Source organism: Pedobacter sp. AC402, assembly GCF_979252805.1.
Window position 1 is genome coordinate 238,248 of the sequence record NZ_CEEDAI010000006.1, and the last position, 20,526, is coordinate 258,773.

Genomic DNA, 20,526 nt, shown 5'->3' on the forward strand with positions numbered 1-20,526 from the left:
CTAAATAACTGCAAACCCTTAACTTCAAACTGAAAGCTGTTTCCTGATCTGTTTAACCTTCGCAAAAAAGCCGATACTTTCTTTATCCACCAAAAAATCCATCGTTTGTAAAAGCTCCTCCTTTATCCAATCGTGTTTGGCATTTAAATTGGCCAAAATGTTTAAACAATGTGATTTTATAGCCACAGGAATTTTCTGGTCGATTAACCAGGCAAAAACAATTTCCACTAAATGATCCGTATTGTAATCGGCAATAATTTCTTTAAGTGCTTTTGAAGCATTTCTTTTAGTTATTAAAGCCAGGATTTTTACATAATGCCTTAAAGCAGATAAATTGGTTTGTTGAGGAAATTTTTCTAAGAAATAATGCGTGTAAGGTAAAAATCTTTCCTGATGATGAGTAAATACATTTTCTAAAATCCATGCGGCCCTAAAACCAATCTGTTCATCATGGTAAAAACTTAAATCAATCAAATCTTTCACCGAAAAGGTTTCTTCAGAAGCAATAGCGGCTAATTTTTCTACCTTACTTTTTTGCAGCGTTGTTTTTATGTTTTCGAGCAAGAGATCTGATTGCATAAAACGAAAATATATTTTTTACCGGATAAAACCTCACATCATCCAGAAATGCGAGCGGTTAATAAAATGATTTGGGCGTTACCCAAGCTGCGCAAGGGTCGGGCTTTTTCAGGGCTTCGCTTTGCTCCGGTACCGATGAAGCCTGTAAAACAAGCAAGCATACCGTAATTTAATAAAAACAGGGGTGCTTAATCGGCACTGAACCCTTACAATCCCTAACGCAAAACCCACTCCCTGATAAAAATTTAAATAAACCTCGCAGGTTATAAACAGTACTGGCGCTATGAGGCCATAAAGCCAATTATTACGGTTAAACCTACGAGGTTTAGTTGTTTAATGTTCAGGCACAAAAGATTTATTCCCAAAAATATCTGTTTTAAAAATACCAATCTTTTTACCGTTAACATCTTCTACAACAGTATTGCCAAATACATCTTTTTTATACTTAGCAATCACATTTCCATGGTCATCTTCAACAACCGTTTCGCCAAACGAGTTATTTTTTTGCTTGCCTATTACCTTGCCCTCACCATTTTCTATGGTAATATTGCCCGAAATATCTGTTTTGTAAACGTTCAGAACCTGGCCTCGATCGTTTTCAATAATCGTATTGCCAAAAATATCTGCCTTTTGTTTTAGCGTAACCTCCGTTTTTCCATCTCCAGGCACCAAACCACCTAAAGGTTTTGGCACCAGGTTTTCTTCGCGTTCACTTTCTAATACCCTATTGCCAAAAAAATCTTTTTTTTTGTGTACCAACAGTTTTTCCGGCTTCATTTTCCAATATTGTATTGCCAAAAAAATCCTGCTTTTGCTTCGCTATGGTTTTACCATCTTTATCTACAATAATAGTTTTTCCAAAAAAGTCTTTCTTCTGTTTACCTATGGTCTTATCTTTCGAATCAACCAGAATCGTATCACCAAAAAAATCTACTTTATACTTGTACTGGGATTCCTGGCCATAAGCCACGACGGAAATTGTAGACATTATAATGCCTAGTGTTAATTTTTTCATATTGATTTCATTTTGTGTGTAGCACTAAAATACAAAACAACATCAAGAAAAAGGTATACTAAACCTGTATTAATCTTTTTAATTTGAGTGGTGCGCAACCTGCCAAAAGCTCCTCCCTTTTGTAAAATAAACCCGGTAGCAGCGAACACGAAGTGCAACGAGTAAAGCGTATAACGGGACGGTATTTGCCAAAAAGAACAGAAACCATCATTTACCCGTTTTTAACCATTACGATTTCAAGATCAGCAACCAAATACCTTTTTACCGTCAACCTTTTTGTATATCTTTGCGCCTTATTTCAATTACAGCATGATTTCAGTTTCTAATTTATCATTACGGTACGGCAAGCGCACACTATTTGAAGATGTTAACCTAAAATTTACCCAGGGCAATTGCTATGGCGTAATTGGGGCTAACGGTGCAGGTAAATCTACTTTTCTAAAAATTTTATCTGGAGAAGTTAACCAAACTTCCGGTAGCGTTGCTTTTACACCAGGCGAAAGAATGGCGGTTTTAAAACAAAACCACTACGAATTTGATGAGTTTTCGGTATTAGAAACAGTAATGATCGGACATAAAGAACTTTATGCCATCATGAAAGAAAAAGATGCCATTTACATGAAAGAAGATTTTACCGAGAAAGATGGCGAACGCGCCGGAGAACTGGAAAATCTTTTTGCAGAAATGGACGGTTGGAACATGGAAAGCAACGCTGCAACCATGTTGAGCAACTTAGGCATTACCGAAGATAACCACCATAAATTACTAAAAGAGCTGGATAATACACAAAAAGTACGTGTATTATTGGCGCAGGCCTTATTCGGTAATCCAGATATTTTGCTACTGGATGAGCCTACCAACGATTTGGACATTGAAACCATTGCCTGGTTAGAAAACTTTTTGGCCGATTACCAGAATATAGTATTGGTGGTATCTCACGACAGGCACTTTTTAGATGCTGTATGTACCCACATTGTGGATATCGATTTCGCGAAAATGAGTATCTACACCGGTAACTATACATTCTGGTACGAATCCAGTCAGTTGGCATTAAAACAACGCAGCGATCAGAACAAGAAGATGGAAGATAAGGTAAAAGAGCTGCAGGAATTTATCCGCAGGTTTAGTGCCAATGCATCTAAATCGAAACAAGCTACCTCGCGTAAGAAAGCCCTCGATAAAATCGATATCACCGAAATTAAAGCATCAAGCAGAAAATATCCTGCAATTATATTTAACAACACAGGCCGCGAAGCAGGCGATCAGATTTTACAGGTAGAAAACCTTGGCAAAAACGGAAACGAAGGCATATTATTCGATAAAGTTACTTTTATGGTAAATAAGGGCGATAAAATTGCCGTATTGTCTCAAAATAGCTTAGCAACAGCCGCATTTTACGATGTTTTAACCGGTAGAGATACCGACCATAGAGGAGAATTTAAATGGGGAGTAACCATCAGTACTGCTGATATACCGAATGATAACTCTGAATATTTTGCCGGCAAAGATGAAAATCTTGTTGATTGGTTACGCGAATATTCGGGCACCGAAGCTGATGAACAGTTTGTACGCAGTTTCTTAGGCCGTATGTTATTTTCAGGCGAAGAAGTACTTAAAAATGTTAAAGTACTTTCAGGAGGTGAGAAAATGCGTTGCATGTTCTCCAGGATGATGTTGCAGCAAGCCAACCTATTGATGTTTGATGAACCTACTAATCACCTTGATTTAGAATCCATTGAGGCATTGAACAATGGCATGAAAGATTTTAAAGGTGCCATATTGTTTACCTCACGAGATCACCAGTTAACAGAAACTGTTGCAAACCGCATTATCGAAATTACGCCAAAAGGAACCATTGATAAGTTAATGACTTATGATGAATACATTAACAGCAGCGATGTTGCCAAATTAAGAGAACAAATGTATTCTTAAATTTTATTTAAGATATTGTTTTAAAGCCACATGTTAAACATGTGGCTTTTTTTATATAAAAAAACCAAGCTGGTGTAGCGTTTTCATTCCGTTAATCGTTTTACAAGAAAAAAGCGTTAATGGCCATTAACCAATTTTGTTCATAAAATTGATTTATAACATTAAAATGAAAACTAATTTGAAAAACTTTAGCACTACGACAAAAATTATACTCTCTCTTATTGCAATTACATTAACTATATCAGCTTGTAAAAAAGACTTTAACAGCGATCCGATTGAAGCTGCAGGTATTGGTTTCATACACGCATCGCCAGGAACAGCTGCCTTGGATTTTATTTTGGACAACCAAAAAGTAAACAGCTTTACTTACACTAAAGATTTAGGGTATTACGCCGCTTACCCAGGAACAAGATTGATTGGGGTTGCCAAAAAAGATTCATTAAAATATTTAACCACAGCTACAGCTACATTAAAATCAGGATCATTTTATTCGGTTTTCGTAGTGGATACTTTAAAATCGACAAAACTTTTAATTTTAGAAGATGATTTAAAAGCACCAGAAACCGATAAGGCAAAAGTTCGCTTTGTAAACTTAAGTCCGGGTTCTGCACCATTTGATTTAGCTATTTCGGGTACTGAGACACCGTTATTTACTGCAAAGGCATTTAAAGAGTTTACTACTTTTAGCAACATTACACCAAACGATAGTTATACCTTTCAGTTAAAACAAGGCGGTACAGTTAAAGTAAGTTTACCAGCTGTTAAAATTGAAAAAGGAAAAATTTATACCATTTGGGCAAAAGGCCTATCAAGCAAAACTGATAGTACCGGAGTTGGATTATCAGTAATGACAAACAAATAAAATCATTTCACACTACCTGTTGAAAAGAAATTTGACACCACTCAAAAAATTGGGTGGTGTTATTTTCTTAAATTTGCAATCAATTAACCATGATAAACCGCTAAAAAATAGTCCTTTACAAGGGTGACAAAAAAAATACTCAGTTTTGAGGAAATTTTAAAAGGCTGTGTAAAAAACGACAATAGCTGTAAAGAAATGATGTATAAATCATTTTATGGCTATTTAATGGGCATTATTTTAAGGTATACAAAAAATACATCAGACAGCGAAGAGCTTGTAAATGATAGCTTTATCAAGATTTTTAAACATGTTGGCGGATTTAAACCACCAAAAAACCCCGAAGAACTACAGCGATCTTTTAAAGGGTGGATTGCCCAGATTGCTTCGCGGACTGCAATAGACAAAATAAGAAGTTCGAAGGCCCAGTTTTATGTAGATGATCTTGCAGAAAGTGAACATCCGGTTACGCAGGTTTCTGTTGCTTCCGAACTTCATGTTAACGATATTTTAAATTTATTAAATCACCTGCCAGATACACAGCGACTGGTATTTAACTTATATGAAATTGAAGGCTTTGCCCATGATGAAATTTCGAAAATGTTGAACATTCCAGAAAGTTCGAGCAGGGTATATCTTACCCGCTTTCAAAAATAAGTTACGTACCCTTTACCTAAATACCATGGTTAATTCATACGAAAAAAATGGATAAGGAATTAATTGAGCACATCACCGCGCAACTCCAAAACCATGAGGAAACATACCCTGATGGTGCTTGGGAGCGCTTTTCGGAAAAAGAAAATAAAAAAAGAGGCATTGCATACTGGCCTTTATGGGCTGCTGCTGCCTTAATTTTAATTTTTGGCGGTGTGTTTTTAACATTAAATAATGATAATTCTAAAAATGAAGTTGCAATAACCAAGCAAAAAACAAAAGATTCAGCTCATAAAAATACGGATACTATTGTTCCATCGAAAAGTATTGCCCCTCCGTCAAACACTAATATCGGCAACCAAACGCCTGCTGAAACCAATTTAGCTTATAATAGCCCTAGCATAACCAATGAAAAGATAAAACCTTTATTGGAACAACAGAATGGTTATGCTTTAACGAATGCAACAGAAGGATTAGGGTTAATAAATAACAATTTGCTGGATAATACACTTTCTGGCAAAAATATTTCCGATTTGAAGTCGAAAGAATTTGATATTTTAACCGAAAATAAAAAACCTCAACCCAGTACACAAACTAATTTTGAAAAGCTTTTAGCCCAGGATAGTTACGCTAATCAACAAAAACCTGCTGCCAAAACTACTGGAAACTCCAAATGGCAGCCAGATGTATATGTTGCTCCTGCAATGGGTAAATGACAATAAGGTAACCATGAATTACGGTTTCTCATTATCATATGCCATTGCCAATAAATTATCGATAAGCTCTGGCGTATCATATGCTTCAATTAGTACAACCGAATCTTTAGATGCCTCTGCTCCACAAACGCTATCAGGTAAAAATCTGGCTTCAGTTGATGCTAAAGTGCGTGGAATTAATATTCCATTGGAATTAAAATATAACATTAGTGATAAACTTTATACCAATATTGGGGTTTCAGCACTTGCTGTTTTAAATAACTCGCAACAAAACAGTTATATCATTAACCAGGTACAAAGTTTTTCTTCCCCGGCAATAAATGGCTATTCAGATTTTAAAACACTGATTGTAAAAGAAAAAACGGTTGAGCCGCAATCCGAAGCCAATATAGATCCTGATAAATACATCGGGTTTTACAATTTCTCTTTGGGATACAAGCAAAAAATATCCAAAAAGAACAATATTGCTATCGAACCCTTTCTTCGCCTGCCGATGAAAACTTTCTCAAAAAGAAAATCTTAACCTTACCAATGGCGGACTTCGATTGAGAAGAACAGATTTTTAGAAAAAAAAAACACTAAGATATTTAGTATATTTGGGTAACGTTATATGAAAAATCTTAAGCCATACCCTACAGAAGAAGAGTTACCCCCTGTTAAAACTGTTAATGAGGTAGATTTTTCTGCTCAATACAGTTATGCAGATTATATGCGTTTCGAGTTTGAAGATCGCTTAGAAATTATCAAAGGCTATCTTTTTAAGATGAGTCCTGCGCCATCCCGTATTCATCAAAAACTATCAGGAAGAATTTACGTGCCTATATATAATGCACTGAACGGTTGTAAATGTGAAGTGTATAGTGCCCCTTTTGATGTTCGATTGGCAAAGAGAACTCTTAACGATAAAGAAGTTTTTACTGTAGTACAACCCGATATTGTGGTAGTTTGCGATCAAAGCAAATTAGATAAACGTGGTTGCATCGGTGCGCCGGATATTGTGGTAGAAATTTTATCGCCAGGCAACAACAAGAAAGAACTCGTAAATAAATATGAGGTTTATGAAGAAGCAGGTGTTAAAGAATACTGGATTGTAAGCCCATCTGAAAAAACATTTTTCAGGTATATCCTTGATGATAAAGGTAAATTTCAGCCTACAAAGCTTTTAACCGAAGGTGAAGTAGTAACCACACCAATTTTACCCGGATTTTCATTAGACCTCGAAGCGGTTTTTCAGGATTAATTAAAATACATTACATAAAAAAAGGAGTCAGGTTTAATAAAACCTGACTCCTTTAAAAGCTCTTTCTATTTATTATTAGTGTCCTGAATGACCATCAGCACCGTGTGCATGGCCATGAGCCAATTCATCCTGAGTAGCTTCGCGTACATTCAGAATTACACCACTAAACACTAAGTTTTTACCAGCCATTGGGTGGTTTAAATCTACAGAAATGGTTTCATCATGAACCGCAGTAACACCAGCTCTGAATTGGTTACCGTTATTATCCTGTAAAGGAATAACATCACCAACATTTGGCAATTCGCCACCAGCTTCGGTAAACATTGTTTTTGGAAGATCGGCAAATGCACCTGGATCGATGTCACCATAACCATCTGCAGCAGATAGTTCGAAGCCATATTCATCACCAGTTTTTAAACCGGTTAAATGTTCTTCAAATTTAGGCAACATCATGCCAACGCCATATAAAAATACTAAAGGATTTTCTTCATCAGCTTTTTTCTACAAAAACTTGTTGTCCTTCTTCGTTAGTAGTATGCAATTCGTAAGTTAACGCTACTACAGAGTTTGGTGAAATATTCATTTAAATTAATTTATTGTAAATACTCTAATGCGTCCTCAACAGTGTTAACCGGCAACTGGCATAATTATTTCGGCAAATATTCATTAAACTTATTATAGTGCTTTTAAATATTGCTGGGCAAAGATAAGTTAATTATTTACCTAACAAAAAAGATGCACTTATTGTTCAGAAAAGAAGATGTTTTTTAGTGAATTCAAAGAAAGAAAATTAGTAATCTATAATAAACTGAAATAAATATAAATTAGTTCAGGAAGTAGTAATGGAATTACTTTTGCGCAAGCACTTCATTTTTGAGTAAAGTGATATCCTCCTCATTTTTTCTATGAGATATTAAGTGAATATAGTGGTCTACTTCATCATTAATCACTATTAATTGATTGATATAATTATTATTGCCTTGTTTGTCAAACATCGCTGAGAATAACTTACTCCGGTATTTTTGGGGGCTCATATTCTGCTTTTTTGCTCCTCTATTAATTTCAGCGTGATCACAATAACAATATAAGATAACATTATTCTCGGCAAGAAATTTTTTAAGAATGGATGCAAATTGACCAAGAGTTGAGCCGTTATTAACACCAACATTATTTTCTACTGATATAAGAACATCAACTATATCTGTTTTAACTCCGGCTGGAATTTGCGCTTTGCCAATAAATTCGAACTGAATAAGATAATTGTGCCCCTCCTTTGTTATCAAGGGTATAATCTCTTTTTTACCCATTAAAGCTATTTCTTCATTCCGAAATACTTTTCACGTTCAGAATCAAGTTGCTTCAATTTAGCTTCTTTTTCTGACTGCAATTTTCTAACCAAAGTTACAAGTTTTGCAGAAGGTTTACTGATATGTAATATCTTGAGTGTCATTATTATACAAATATATAATATTTAAAATATTTACTTCTATAAAGGCTATTTCTAATTTAATAATTCTAATGCGTCCTCAACAGTGTTAACCGGCAACTGGCATACTTTATTTCGGCAAATATAAACTTTTGTTTCGTTGCTTTGCTTACCTTTTAACAGCGGTAGGTTACTTTTTGTTCCACCCAATGTAATTTTGTTTGGAATGTAATGTCCGCTTAATTCTAATTTAATCACATCTGTTTCTAAACCGGTAATGGCAATCTCGTTAATGCCATAAATTTCATTTAGTAACTGGATGGCCCAGTTTGAGTATGCGGAGCCATAATTTTTTATTTTAGGATGTACCGCAGCAAGCATTCCTGATGCTTTTTCCGCATAGTTTTCCTGATCAAAAAGTAAACCCAATTTTTTTAAATTTTGGGCCATTACAGAGTTGGAAGCAGGAATTACATTGTCCATCACTTCGTGTTTTCGGGCAATTAAATCTTCACTTTGGGCGGAGGTGTAGAAAAACATCGGTGAATCCGGATCAGTGAAATTAGCGATTACATAATTTGCAAATAATTTGGCTTCTTCCAACCATTTTTCATCAAAATCATATTCGTATATTGCAATTAAAGCTTCGATAAAAAACGCATAATCATCTAAAAAACCTGTTATAGATGCTTTTCCATTTTTATAGTTCCGGTATAATCCTCCATTTTCCGATTTTAGATTATTTAAAATAAAATTGGCTGCAGCAGCTGCCTTTTCATAATATTGGTTGCGACTTAAAACCTGAGCAGCATCAGCCAGTGCTTTAATCATCATACCATTCCAGGCCGTTAAACATTTATCATCCAAACCTGGTCTAACCCTTTTGCTTCGTTCAGCCATTAATTTTACCTTGGCCGATTTAACTTTATCATAAAGTGTTTCAGGTTCGAAATTAAATCTCGATAGCAAATCGTCGTCACTAATTGTTTTACGCAAAATGTTGGTTTGTTCTTCTTCCCAGTTTCCATCTTCGGTAACGTTATAATATGCACCGATTAATTGAGCATCATCTCCCAAAATCTGATCGAAAGCTGCTTTATCCCAAACATAAAACTTACCTTCAATGCCTTCGCTATCTGCATCCAATGCCGAGTAAAATAATCCATCGGCAGAAGTCATCTCTTCAAAAACCCAGTTGATGGTTTCAACAACAGTTTGTTTAAAAGAATCGAATTTAGTGCATTGATACGCTTCGGCATATAAACTGATTAATTGTGCATTATCATACAGCATTTTTTCGAAATGAGGTACATGCCACTTGTCATCAACCGAATAACGGGCAAAGCCACCGCCAATCTGATCGTAAATGCCTCCCCTGCTCATTTCTTCCAAAGTGTGACAAACAGCAGTGAAAACAGATTCATCATCCTTTAAAAAGCCATAACGTAATAAAAACACCCAATTATTAGGCAATGGAAATTTAGGTGCACGGTTATATCCTCCATAACCAATATCAAAATGGCGCTTCCATGGTGTTACAATTTCGGTTAAATGTGCATCATTATATTCTTCAGTAGCTACGGCTGGAATTATTTTTTCACTGTCGTTAATGCCTGAAGTTAACCTTTCGGCATATTGAATGGCTTTATCAGGTTCGTTTGCCCAAAGAGCAGCAACATTTTCGAGGATGTTTATCCAATCATTTTTTCTAAAATAGGTTCCTCCGTAAATCGGACGCTGATCTGGCAAACAAATACAATTTAAGGGCCAGCCCCCGCTTCCGGTCATTAACTGTATGGCATACATATAAATCTGATCAATATCCGGACGCTCCTCCCGATCTACCTTTATACAGATAAAATGACGGTTCATCACCTCGGCCACTTCATGGTTTTCGAAACTTTCGCGCTCCATTACATGGCACCAATGGCAGGCCGAATAACCGATGCTCACCAATATCAATTTATTTTCTGCCTTTGCCTTTTCTAAAGCCTCAGTTCCCCATTCGTACCAATTAACGGGGTTATGGGCATGTTGAAGAAGATATGGCGATGAAGCGTGGATTAAGTTATTGGTATCAGACATGGTGTTTAGTATATAAATGTAAGCCGGAAGCAGAATTTTGGTAAGGCGTAAATCTATTAATAATCTACAAACCTGTTTCGATTTAGTTTTTGTTTTTATACTTTAGTTGGAAATCTAAGCTTATAAAAAATGAAAATTACCCATACCGAAATATACCGCTTTAGTATACCAATGGAACCTTTTGTAATTGCAACCGGAACCATGCATTTTGCCCAGAATGTATTGGTCAGGATTTATACCGACGCTGGTATCCACGGAATTGGAGAGTGCTCAGCTTTCCCGATGATTGTAGGTGAAACCCAGGAAACATGTATTGCCATGGCTAAAGATTTTGCAGCAATATTAAAAGGGAAAGATCCACTCGAAATTCCGGAGCGGATGAACGACTTATTGGGTTATGCAGACCATAACAATACCATTAAAAGTGCCTTTGATATGGCTTTATTTGATATTGCAGCAAAAAATGCAGAATTGCCATTATATAAATTCCTTGGAGGACAAAAACGTACTATTGAAACCGATATGACCATCGGAATTGATACACCTGAAGGCATGGCCGCAACTGCGTTAAAATACAAAAGCAAGGGTTGCAGGATTATTAAAATAAAGTTGGGCAAAAAAGTTCATGACGATATTGAAAGGGTAAAACACATCCGCGAAGCTGTAGGTGAAGAATTGATTTTACGTTTAGATGCCAACCAGGGATGGAGTTTTGATGATGCTTTATTTGCTTTGGGCGAATTGGAAAAATACAACATTGAATTTTGCGAACAGCCCATGCGCACCTGGTACGACGATAAATTACCAGAGCTGAATGTAAACTCGCCAATTAAATTAATGGCCGATGAAAGCTGCTATAACCATCATGATGCCCGTAAACTGATCAATAGCCAGAGCACCACCTATTTAAACATTAAATTTTCGAAATCAGGAGGCATATTAGAAGCCCAAAAAATACACGAAGAAGCATTAAAGCATGGTGTAAAATGTATGATTGGTAGTATGCTGGAAAGTCGGATTGCGCTAAGTGCCAACCTTCATTTTGCGCTGGCAAGTCCAAATGTAGAATTTTTCGACCTGGATACTGCACTATTAGGGCATTTAGTAGATCCTGTAATTGGTGGCTTAACTTATAATGGCTACTTCCTTGATGTTCCGGATGAAATTGGCATAGGTGCCGAAGCAGACGAATTTTTCTTGGAAAAATGTGAAAGCTGGACGGTTTAATTTACTGAGTTTGGGGTTTGGAGTCGATCAATCGGTTTAAACACTTAAAATATTGTAAAATTCACAATAATAGATCCTAAAACAAATTCAGGATGACGCCACGAGGGTATATGACTAATAAAAAAGCCTTCTTGCAATGATGAAAAGGGTATAAATCATGTAGAATCAACTAATAACCATTGAATTAATGAACTAATAATCTATCCAACTCCAAACTATCGCCATTAAAAGCATTAAAATCAACCACATGCCCAATGCCGTTAATTTTGGCTTTATCAGAGTGTTGCCAAAACTTCCAGCGGCTATTATCCATGCGCAATTTTGGTTGATAATAATGGGCTATCCATAATGGATAATCATCAAAATAATCAAGCAGATAATCTTCGTAAAACTTAAGTCCGGTGTAAACAATCGGCCTTACTTTCGTCTTTAGCTCAACATAATTCAAAAAATCAGACAATTCTGCCCTCATTTTTAATGGAGAAACACCATCTAACGATTCAATATCAACAACCGGAGGTAAATCTCCTTTTTCTATATTAACCACCTGTAAAAAGAATTTCGCCTGCGTTTTCCCGTCCTTTTTTGGTCTGAAGAAATGATATGCACCACAGATAATACCAACTTTTGGTGCTTCGCGCCAGTTCCGCTGAAAATAGGGATCAACCAGCATCAATCCTTCTGTAGCTTTAATAAAGGCAAAACGGATGCTCACCTCATCTTCTTTCATTTCTTTTACCTTTTGCCAGTTTATTTTACCTTGATAATATGAAACATCAATGCCATGAATGCTATACTTTTTTGGAATTTTGATGTTAAAACTTTCATAAGTTCTATAATTTGGATCTTGCCCCCAATCTTTAACCCAGCGCCAGGTGGCAACAAAACTTCGTAATACGTAGCCGTAATAGAACGGAGAAAGCAAAATCAACAATAATCCGGCAATAACCAGTTTAACCTGAATGGAGAGTACACTTTTCCTTTTTTTATTTGCAGCGGGTTTTCGGGTTACAGGTTTCCGAACAGCAGGTTTTCTGGCAACAGGCGTTTTATTTAATGGGGTTCTTTTCTCTGGCGGCATTTGATCGGTTTCCGTATGCAAATTTGTAAAAAATTACCCGATATTTTCTGCCGAACTTTTTTTAGTTTTTTAACGGATATTGAATTCAGATGATCAATTAATACATTGCCTTTTACTATTTTTACGGCATCTAAAATAGCTAATGTTCAAACTCATTTTTAATACCTACAAAAGCTCCTTTAGCGGGTTGAAGCAGAGAAACCTGGCTGCTGAGTTTTGTGATAATGTTCAACAGATTCGGCAGTATGTCTGTACCCTTTATGGGTTTGTTTGTTACCCAAAGCTTACATAGATCGGTAACGGATGCAGGTTTAATCATTATTTTATTTGGAGTTGGCTCGGTACTTGGCTCGGCAACGGGCGGTAAATTAACCGATATGATTGGCTTTCGCCCGGTACAGGTTTTATCATCCGTTGTAAGCGGCCTACTATTTATTTTATTTTCTACCCTTACTCATTTTTATAGTTTATGTGCCCTCGCAGTTGTGATTAGCTTTTTTTCTGAAGCTTTCCGCCCGGCTAATTTTACCGCAGTGGCTCACTATGCCGCAGAAGGTACTTTAACGCGATCGTACTCTTTAAACAGGTTAGCCACAAACATGGGCTGGTCTATAGGGATTAGTTTTGCAGGTATTATTGCTTCCATCAACTACAGGCTGCTTTTCGTGGTAGAAGGGGTGGTAAGTATTATTGTGGGTTTGTTAATCCTCTCATTTTTACCACAAGTGAAAGGTTTTATAAAAAAAGCTAAAGAAACTGCACATAATATGGTCATTATGAAACCATGGAACGATGCTTTCTATGTAAAGTTTATTCTCCTCACCACCGTATTTATTACCTGTGCTTTTTTAATGTTCAGGATTGTACCCGTGTTTTTTAAACAAGAATGGCATATTGATGAATTTGCAATAGGTCTTATCATTGGCATCAACGGGGCCGTTATTGCCTTGTTTGAAATGGTGATGATCAATAAAATTGAAGCAAAAAGATCGCCCATATTTTTCATCATCATAGGTGCTATACTATTTTCCACTGCTTATCTCCTGTTAAGTACCCCGGTAAGTTTTCATATTTTGATGGCAATACTAACTATCGTGGTTTTTACCTGCGGAGAAATGCTCACATTACCATTCATCAATACGATTGTAATTAGCAGAAGTAACGCACACAACAGGGGTTTATATGCAGCAGGATATACCTTAAGTTGGTCGTTTGCACAGCTGGCCGGACCATATCTGGGATTTTTAGTGGCAGAAAACCTGGGTTACAATTGGCTTTGGATAGGAATCTCCTGCATGCTTTTACTGTGTGCCTGGGGATTTAATACACTAAATAAAAAGCAGGCTGAAATTTTGTTAGCAAAAAGCAAAGTTCAGCTGGAAACTGAATAAATTTCCAGCCGAACAGCATTTATTTTACTTTTTGGGCTTTAACGCCCTCATTTGTAATTTTTACAGGAAGAATATTCCCATTAGCATCAAAATTCATTTCATCAATACAGGTAACACGGTGGTTTCCATCAGTTTCCGTTAACGGCCGACGGTGGTAAACGATATAATATTTTCCTTTTTTCTCATTGATAATTATAGAATGGTGACCTGCGCCGGTAGCAATTGCGGCATCTTGTTTTAAAATTTTGCCCACTCTTTTAAACGGTCCAAAAGGTGAATCGCCAACAGCATAAGCTACAGAGTAATCCGGACCAGTCCAGCCGCCCTCGCTCCACATAAAATAGTATTTGCCATTTCTAATGAACATATATGGTCCTTCTACATAATTATCAGGTGTAATTTCTTTAAAGGTTTTTCCATCTTCAAAAGGCACAAAACCATTAAAATCCTTATTTAATTTGGCAATGTTACAATGTTTCCAGCCTCCATAAATTAAATAATACTGACCATCTTTATCTTTAAACACAAACTGATCAATCGGCTGTGCACCATTGTAAAACTTATCAACCAAAGGTTTTCCTAAATGGTCTTTATATGGTCCTTCCGGTTTATCGGCAACAGCAACGCCAATCCCTCCTACCTCATTATCGCTTTGAATATCATTTGCACCGAAAAACAGGTAATATTTTTTGTCTTTTTGTACTATTGCGGGTGCCCACATCGCTTTATTGGCCCATTTTACGGCTGCCGTATCTAAAATATGGGGATGTTTTTTCCATTTCACTAAATCGTCAGACGAAAAGGCATCCAAAAACACCTGTTCCTTGTATTTTGCAGAATAAGTAGGATAAACCCAATATTTATTGTTGAAAATGGCAGCATCAGGATCTGCATACCAGCCGGGAAAGATTGGATTTCCAGATTGGTTAATCGTTTTAGTACCCTGAGCAAAAAGAAGCAAGCCCTGATAAAAGTAAAAGTGAAGAGAATAGGTATTTCATGGCACCAATTTAGAAAAAAATAGCTATTAAAAAAATTTAGGTTATTCTATTTCCAGATGCAAAGAGATAGATATGGTTTCGACTACGCTCAGACTGATCATAAACGTTAAAATTATTTAGTTGTATAGGAAAGCAAAACCCCTAGCAATTCAGTTAAAGCAGTCCTACCCTTCGTTTCAAATCCTCGGCCTTATGCTTCGGCCGGCGGGTTTAACACTACGGTGAGGTTTAGGTTGCAGGGCTACCATTACTAATCAGGGCTGCAGGATGCATAATTAGCCCATCGCAATAACAAGCCTTTCAAAAAAGAACTACACTTTATCTAATAAACCCGACAAAGCTAAATAGCCCGGAATGGAGCGCAGCGAAATGAGGACTATAAGCGATGGCGGGACTACAGTACCTATGAAAAACAGAACCGCTCGTTTTCAAAAAAATCGTCACCTCGACGGAAGTTTGGCGAAATGGAGAGATCTGCTGAAAATAGATTTCTCTACTACGTTGCACTCCGCTCGAAATGACGATCTGTTGCGTCAGAACGCATAAATTAATCAAGCTTATTTACTCAGTTCTGCGAAATATTTATGGAACAAAGGCAAAGTTTCTATTCCTTTATAATAATTATAAATATCATATTTCTCATTTGGCGAGTGTAAAGCATCGCTATCTAAACCGAAGCCAAAAAGTACCGATTTAATACCTAAAACATCTTCGAACAGTGCCACAATAGGAATACTTCCTCCACCACGCGTAGGGATTGCTTTTTTACCAAAGCTATCTTCAATTGCTTTTTCTGCTGCCTGGTAAGCAACGCTATCTGTTGGGGTTACTACAGGTTCGCCGCCATGGTGAGGGGTAACTTTAACTTTAACATTTTTAGGGGCAATGCTTTCAAAATGTTTGGTAAATATTTCTACAATTTCTTCTGAACTTTGGTGAGGAACCAAACGCATCGAAATTTTTGCATTTGCTTTACTTGGCAATACGGTTTTAGCGCCTTCACCAATATATCCACTCCATATTCCATTCACTTCCAATGTTGGGCGGGTTCCTGTACGACTTCTAAAGTAGAATATCCTTTTTCTCCCCATACCTCATCAATATCAAGATCTTTTTTGTATTCAGCTTCATCGTAAGGTGCAGAATTTAATGCTTTTTTCTCATCATCAGTTAATTCTACCACTTTATCATAAAATGCTGGAATTGTTATGTGGTTGTTTTCATCGTGTAAAGAAGCAATCATTTTGCAAAGTATAGTTGCCGGATTGGCCACAGCACCACCATATACACCTGAGTGTAAATCGCGGTTCGGGCCAACAACTTCTACCTCCATATAAGCTAAACCACGTAAACCGGTTTCAATAGATGGATGATCCATGCTGATCATTGAGGTATCAGAAATTAAAACCACATCAGCCTTTAAACGTGCTGCATTATCTTTCACAAAAATGCCAAGATTTGCAGAACCTACCTCCTCTTCGCCCTCAATCATAAATTTAACATTGCAAGCCAGGGTATTGGTTTCCATCATCAGTTCAAATGCTTTTACATGCATATAAAACTGTCCTTTATCATCGCAAGCACCGCGTGCATAAATTTTGCCATCGCGTACAGTAGGTTCAAAAGGTGGTGTGTGCCAAAGTTCTAACGGATCGGCCGGTTGAACATCATAGTGGCCATATATTAATACAGTGGGTAATGAAGCATCTATAATTTTTTCTCCGTAAACAATAGGATATCCTGCAGTTGGACAAATTTCAACGTTATCAGCACCAGCATCTTTTAATTTCTGTGCAACATAATCGGCAGTTTTTAAAACATCTCCTTTATATTTCGGATCAGCACTAACCGATGGAAAACGCAATAACTCAAACAGTTCATCTAAAAAACGTTGTTTGTGCGTTTCTACATAATTTTTAATCTCTTGCATAACAAAATGAATTTGGACAAATATAGGCTTTACCAAATAAATGGCACAGTAAGTAGTTACAAATTATCCGGGCCAAGGCGTAAAACTCAACTAATAATCAAACAGTTAAAATGTTTATTTATTTTTTGCCATAGCTAAAAACCAACCCTTAATTTTTTAAAATTAAAACCGTCTTTTAATGGATACAAAAAAATAATTTAATGTTTGTAAAAAAGAATGTTGCAGCACCATTTCTATTTACTTTTTTGTAAATTGCGCCCCATAACAGATATCCTTAAATCCTGTAAGAAAGAATTTTAACAATGAAGTTTAGCGCAAAAGTATTTTTATCTCTGCTGCTGCTTCTGTTTGTCCGTACCTCTGCTTTTGCCCAGGCTCCAAATCCAACTCGGGTAAGTTGCCCCGAAGCCGCCCAATATTACGCTAAAGACAGTATTAACATTGTAACTTTTGGTGCCAGCACGGTAGAAGGTGTAAATGGAGTTGGTTTCCAAACCATGCTTCAGAATAATTTTTTAAACTGTTATACTAATAAGGTAGTCGATATTACCAATCACGGTATCGGTGGTCAAACTACTTTTCAGGGTTTACTCAGAATTGATAACGCAATAGCCAACAGAACAGGTTTTATTGTAATTGATATGGGCATAAACGATGCGTTGTCTATTGCCGCAGGTAAAGGCAGCTTGGCCCAAACGGTTTCGAACATGCGTGTTTTTATCACCTCCAGTTTAAAACAGAAGTTAGTTCCAATTTTATGTACGCTTCAGTTTGTAGATGACAGAACAAATAAAAGTTATGTTGCGGTTAATACCAACATCAGGAACATTAACGCCGCCTACAGAAAATTGGCCACCGAATACAAAATTTACCTTGCAGATGTAAATGCCGCAATGAGACGCGATTTTACGCTGTATCAGGATGCCTTCCACCCTAATGCACGGGGCTACCGGTTAGTTAGTTACGTAATTTTTGATGCCGTTAACAAAGCTATTTTTGATAAGTTTTTAAAGTTTACCGTTTCTCAAAACTATCCTAACCCTGCGGCAATGCAAACGTTTATTGATGTGGTTTTGCCTGAATCGGATAAGCTTAACATACAGATTTACGACATGATGGGCCGATTGGTTAAAACGGTTGTAAATGAATACCTCAATACCGGAAAACACACCTTAGAAATCAATACTTCAACCTTTGTACCGGGTATCTATTTTTTCAAAATATCTTCTGATTCCGGCCAGTATAATACAGCAAAAAAGTTTATTGTAGCGCGGTAACAAAAGATTTAAATAATTGTCTACACAGTAGATTAATATGTTTTTATATCTTTAACCATGCCTTCAGCGTCCTTATTTACCAATGAAACCATTGATCTCGATCAACTGCCAAAATATGAAGAGATAACGCTTAAAAGGCCGCATCCGGATTACTGGAAAATCATTTGCATTAACTTGCTAATCTTTTTCGGCATCCTGGGCATGGGTACAACTGCATTACTTCTACTTTTTAAAGAAATAAGGCCAAATGCAGTGTGGATAATCCCCGCTTATATCGTTCTGGTTGTTATTTCCTTTCTGCTTTTCCGTTTAAGCTTTAAAAAAAGGGGTTATGCAATGCGTAAGCACGATGTAATTTATAAAAATGGGATCATTGCAGAATCTACAACGATTGTTCCGTTAAACAGAATTCAGCATATTGAATTAAATGAAGGTATTTTTTCAAGAGCATACAAATTAGGATCGCTACAACTGTTTACGGCAGGTGGCCAAAGCGGCCATATCCGCATTTCAGGCATCGCCATTGATGAAGCCCGAAGCATTAGGGATTTATTGCTGAAAAAACTCGATCTGCTCGAAAAACCATTACCAGAAACTGAAGCATAATGGATAACGACTTTAGTAAACCACAACGCGAATCGGCATTTGGCATTATTATAATGGGTGCCCATACTTTTTTACAGATAGCTAAAGGAACCTTTTTTGTATTTGTTGCAGCCTTTATTAAATTACCAACCTCTACTTTTATATACCTTTTGCTGGGCATTGCTTTTATCATGCTGGTGAGTGCATTTTTTGCCTATTTATGGTACCTAAAGTTTACTTTCTTTTTAGATAAAGAAAAACAGGAATTTGTAGTGAACAAAGGGATTTTTAGCCGCGACCAGGTAATTATTCAGCTTGATAAAATACAGCAGGTTAATATTAATCAAAACATTTTGCAAAAAATTATTGGAATTTATGGCCTTAAAATAGATACTGCGGGTGCTCACGGAGATGAAGTAAGCATAAGAGCTATCGACGAAATTTCTGCCTATAACCTTAAAGAACATCTTTTAAACCGAAAAGAAGAGGCAGAAACACAGTTGGAAGTAGCGCAAGACAAGAATTTAACCGCAGAAGTACCGTTTTTAAAAATCAGTGCGTGGACTTTGTTAAAGGTAGGCCTAACTTCTAATTATGGCCAAAGCATGGGATTGCTGATTGCCTTTTTTTATACCGTTATATATGAAGGCAGGCAGGTACTCGATGCTTTTAAAATTAATAAAGATGAAATTCAGAGCACTGTAACAGGCATGTTAACTATAGTAACGGTATTTATTTTAATTGCCTGCCTTTTAGTTGTGTTACTTTTGATTAACCTGATAAGAACATTTTATAAATATTTCGAACTCGAAATTAGCCAGCATAAAAACACCCTCCTACTTTCATCAGGTTTAATTGCTAAGAAAAATACGATCATTAGTCCCGATAAAGTTCAGATAACAAAACATAGTCAGAATTATTTCCAGGAAAAGATGAATATGCTGAACATGAGTTTAAAGCAGGCTCATTTTGGTCAAAGTAAAAAAGGACACGAAATGCAGGGAAATACACTGGAAATTCCTGGCTGTAACCCTACTGAGCGGGATGAACTGTTAAAAATGATTTTAGGTGAAGCACAATTACATGGAAAAACTTTTATTCCCGATTGGCGCTTTCTAAATTTACCAATTTTCTTTAAACTGGCATTGCCCGTTAGCATATTCCTGATCATTGCGTTTAATGTACCCGAAATAAAGCCCTATATAGGCATTGCCATTGCTTATTTGGCAATTGGTATATTAATGATCTACATCAGTTACAAAAGGCACCGGCTTGCAGTAAACCAAGATTTTATTATCAAAAAGAGTGGCATTTGGGATATTTCCAACGAAATTGTAAAGCCAGATAAAATTCAGGCCATTACCACTTTTCAATATCCCTGGCATAAAGGTGTAGATGTAGGTCACCTATCACTACACACCGCTGCCGGCCAAATTCATTTTAAATATGGCAATTACACAGAAATTAAATTATTGGTAAATTATTGGTTGTATCAGGTAGAAAGCAGAAACGAAAATTGGATGTAAAT

18 protein-coding genes and 2 pseudogenes are annotated in these 20,526 nt (G+C 36.6%); 11 read left to right on the forward strand and 9 right to left on the reverse strand.

The features are described from left to right. Positions 1-24: 24 nt before the first annotated feature. From AC0IWE_RS05425 to AC0IWE_RS05435, 3 genes are all read right to left on the reverse strand, one after another. Positions 25-579 (reverse strand): hypothetical protein, encoded by a 555-nt coding sequence (locus AC0IWE_RS05425; RefSeq protein WP_471792248.1) that lies wholly within the window; start codon positions 577-579, stop codon positions 25-27. A 333-nt stretch (positions 580-912) separates the two neighbouring features. After that, positions 913-1,356 (reverse strand): hypothetical protein, encoded by a 444-nt coding sequence (locus AC0IWE_RS05430; RefSeq protein WP_471792249.1) that lies wholly within the window; start codon positions 1,354-1,356, stop codon positions 913-915. Then, positions 1,304-1,594, reverse strand: a complete 291-nt coding sequence (locus AC0IWE_RS05435; protein ID WP_471792250.1) for a hypothetical protein — start codon at positions 1,592-1,594, stop codon at positions 1,304-1,306. The genes AC0IWE_RS05430 and AC0IWE_RS05435 overlap by 53 nt, the downstream gene beginning before the upstream one ends. Positions 1,595-1,903: 309 nt before the next feature. Between AC0IWE_RS05435 and AC0IWE_RS05440 the strand changes: the two genes are divergently transcribed. From AC0IWE_RS05440 to AC0IWE_RS05465, 6 genes are all read left to right on the forward strand, one after another. Further along, positions 1,904-3,526 carry an ABC-F family ATP-binding cassette domain-containing protein gene (locus tag AC0IWE_RS05440; RefSeq protein WP_055905850.1) on the forward strand — a complete coding sequence of 541 codons (1,623 nt, stop codon included), beginning with the start codon at positions 1,904-1,906 and terminating at the stop codon, positions 3,524-3,526. Positions 3,527-3,692: 166 nt separating this feature from the next. Beyond that, a complete protein-coding gene (locus tag AC0IWE_RS05445) occupies positions 3,693-4,388 on the forward strand; it encodes a DUF4397 domain-containing protein (RefSeq protein WP_471792251.1) in 696 nt (231 codons plus the stop codon). A 123-nt stretch (positions 4,389-4,511) separates the two neighbouring features. Continuing rightward, positions 4,512-5,042, forward strand: a complete 531-nt coding sequence (locus tag AC0IWE_RS05450; protein WP_471792252.1) for an RNA polymerase sigma factor — start codon at positions 4,512-4,514, stop codon at positions 5,040-5,042. Between the two features lie 47 nt (positions 5,043-5,089). Beyond that, on the forward strand, positions 5,090-5,755 hold the full coding sequence (locus tag AC0IWE_RS05455; protein WP_471792253.1) for a hypothetical protein: 666 nt from the start codon (positions 5,090-5,092) through the stop codon (positions 5,753-5,755). A 13-nt stretch (positions 5,756-5,768) separates the two neighbouring features. Next, complete coding sequence (locus tag AC0IWE_RS05460; protein ID WP_471792254.1) at positions 5,769-6,278, forward strand: outer membrane beta-barrel protein; 510 nt, start codon at positions 5,769-5,771, stop codon at positions 6,276-6,278. Positions 6,279-6,365: 87 nt separating this feature from the next. Continuing rightward, the gene (locus AC0IWE_RS05465) at positions 6,366-6,995 is read left to right on the forward strand and encodes a Uma2 family endonuclease (protein ID WP_471792255.1); all 630 of its coding nucleotides are present in this window, start codon (positions 6,366-6,368) and stop codon (positions 6,993-6,995) included. A gap of 75 nt (positions 6,996-7,070) precedes the next feature. Here AC0IWE_RS05465 and AC0IWE_RS05470 read toward each other — a convergent pair. The 3 genes and pseudogenes from AC0IWE_RS05470 to AC0IWE_RS05480 form a co-directional block, all read right to left on the reverse strand. After that, positions 7,071-7,578 (reverse strand): annotated as a pseudogene (locus AC0IWE_RS05470) (FKBP-type peptidyl-prolyl cis-trans isomerase). A gap of 265 nt (positions 7,579-7,843) precedes the next feature. Then, positions 7,844-8,302: a hypothetical protein gene (locus AC0IWE_RS05475; protein WP_471792256.1), complete on the reverse strand. Its 459-nt coding sequence runs from the start codon at positions 8,300-8,302 to the stop codon at positions 7,844-7,846. A gap of 194 nt (positions 8,303-8,496) precedes the next feature. Beyond that, positions 8,497-10,506: a thioredoxin domain-containing protein gene (locus AC0IWE_RS05480; RefSeq protein WP_471792257.1), complete on the reverse strand. Its 2,010-nt coding sequence runs from the start codon at positions 10,504-10,506 to the stop codon at positions 8,497-8,499. 129 nt (positions 10,507-10,635) lie between these two features. On the opposite strand from AC0IWE_RS05480, the gene AC0IWE_RS05485 reads away from it, so the two are divergent. After that, positions 10,636-11,733, forward strand: coding sequence for a mandelate racemase/muconate lactonizing enzyme family protein (locus AC0IWE_RS05485; RefSeq protein WP_471792258.1), 1,098 nt, complete (start codon positions 10,636-10,638; stop codon positions 11,731-11,733). Positions 11,734-11,917: 184 nt separating this feature from the next. On the opposite strand, the gene AC0IWE_RS05490 is transcribed toward AC0IWE_RS05485, so the two are convergent. Beyond that, positions 11,918-12,835, reverse strand: coding sequence for a glycoside hydrolase family 25 protein (locus AC0IWE_RS05490; RefSeq protein WP_471792259.1), 918 nt, complete (start codon positions 12,833-12,835; stop codon positions 11,918-11,920). Between the two features lie 203 nt (positions 12,836-13,038). Between AC0IWE_RS05490 and AC0IWE_RS05495 the strand changes: the two genes are divergently transcribed. Further along, positions 13,039-14,205 (forward strand): MFS transporter, encoded by a 1,167-nt coding sequence (locus AC0IWE_RS05495; protein ID WP_471792260.1) that lies wholly within the window; start codon positions 13,039-13,041, stop codon positions 14,203-14,205. Between the two features lie 19 nt (positions 14,206-14,224). On the opposite strand, the gene AC0IWE_RS05500 is transcribed toward AC0IWE_RS05495, so the two are convergent. Further along, complete coding sequence (locus AC0IWE_RS05500; RefSeq protein WP_471792261.1) at positions 14,225-15,166, reverse strand: glycoside hydrolase family 43 protein; 942 nt, start codon at positions 15,164-15,166, stop codon at positions 14,225-14,227. 597 nt (positions 15,167-15,763) lie between these two features. Further along, positions 15,764-17,136: pseudogene (locus AC0IWE_RS05505) on the reverse strand (dipeptidase). Between the two features lie 302 nt (positions 17,137-17,438). Between AC0IWE_RS05505 and AC0IWE_RS05510 the strand changes: the two are divergent. Genes AC0IWE_RS05510 through AC0IWE_RS05520 form a run of 3 tightly spaced genes read left to right on the forward strand, consistent with a single transcriptional unit; the run spans position 17,439 to position 20,524 of the window. Continuing rightward, positions 17,439-18,413 (forward strand): GDSL-type esterase/lipase family protein, encoded by a 975-nt coding sequence (locus tag AC0IWE_RS05510; protein ID WP_471792262.1) that lies wholly within the window; start codon positions 17,439-17,441, stop codon positions 18,411-18,413. A gap of 57 nt (positions 18,414-18,470) precedes the next feature. Next, positions 18,471-19,019, forward strand: a complete 549-nt coding sequence (locus AC0IWE_RS05515; RefSeq protein WP_471792263.1) for a PH domain-containing protein — start codon at positions 18,471-18,473, stop codon at positions 19,017-19,019. Continuing rightward, complete coding sequence (locus tag AC0IWE_RS05520; RefSeq protein WP_471792264.1) at positions 19,019-20,524, forward strand: PH domain-containing protein; 1,506 nt, start codon at positions 19,019-19,021, stop codon at positions 20,522-20,524. Before AC0IWE_RS05515 ends, AC0IWE_RS05520 begins: the two co-directional genes overlap by 1 nt. Positions 20,525-20,526 lie beyond the last annotated feature (2 nt).

Coding starts and splice junctions, on each gene's coding strand:
- AC0IWE_RS05425 (WP_471792248.1), bottom strand. CDS start 579: ATGCAATCAGATCTCTTGCTCGAAAACATAAAAACAACGCTGCAAAAA.
- AC0IWE_RS05430 (WP_471792249.1), bottom strand. CDS start 1,356: ATGAAGCCGGAAAAACTGTTGGTACACAAAAAAAAAGATTTTTTTGGC.
- AC0IWE_RS05435 (WP_471792250.1), bottom strand. CDS start 1,594: ATGAAAAAATTAACACTAGGCATTATAATGTCTACAATTTCCGTCGTG.
- AC0IWE_RS05440 (WP_055905850.1), top strand. CDS start 1,904: ATGATTTCAGTTTCTAATTTATCATTACGGTACGGCAAGCGCACACTA.
- AC0IWE_RS05445 (WP_471792251.1), top strand. CDS start 3,693: ATGAAAACTAATTTGAAAAACTTTAGCACTACGACAAAAATTATACTC.
- AC0IWE_RS05455 (WP_471792253.1), top strand. CDS start 5,090: ATGGATAAGGAATTAATTGAGCACATCACCGCGCAACTCCAAAACCAT.
- AC0IWE_RS05460 (WP_471792254.1), top strand. CDS start 5,769: ATGAATTACGGTTTCTCATTATCATATGCCATTGCCAATAAATTATCG.
- AC0IWE_RS05465 (WP_471792255.1), top strand. CDS start 6,366: ATGAAAAATCTTAAGCCATACCCTACAGAAGAAGAGTTACCCCCTGTT.
- AC0IWE_RS05475 (WP_471792256.1), bottom strand. CDS start 8,302: ATGGGTAAAAAAGAGATTATACCCTTGATAACAAAGGAGGGGCACAAT.
- AC0IWE_RS05480 (WP_471792257.1), bottom strand. CDS start 10,506: ATGTCTGATACCAATAACTTAATCCACGCTTCATCGCCATATCTTCTT.
- AC0IWE_RS05485 (WP_471792258.1), top strand. CDS start 10,636: ATGAAAATTACCCATACCGAAATATACCGCTTTAGTATACCAATGGAA.
- AC0IWE_RS05495 (WP_471792260.1), top strand. CDS start 13,039: ATGTTCAACAGATTCGGCAGTATGTCTGTACCCTTTATGGGTTTGTTT.
- AC0IWE_RS05510 (WP_471792262.1), top strand. CDS start 17,439: ATGAAGTTTAGCGCAAAAGTATTTTTATCTCTGCTGCTGCTTCTGTTT.
- AC0IWE_RS05515 (WP_471792263.1), top strand. CDS start 18,471: ATGCCTTCAGCGTCCTTATTTACCAATGAAACCATTGATCTCGATCAA.
- AC0IWE_RS05520 (WP_471792264.1), top strand. CDS start 19,019: ATGGATAACGACTTTAGTAAACCACAACGCGAATCGGCATTTGGCATT.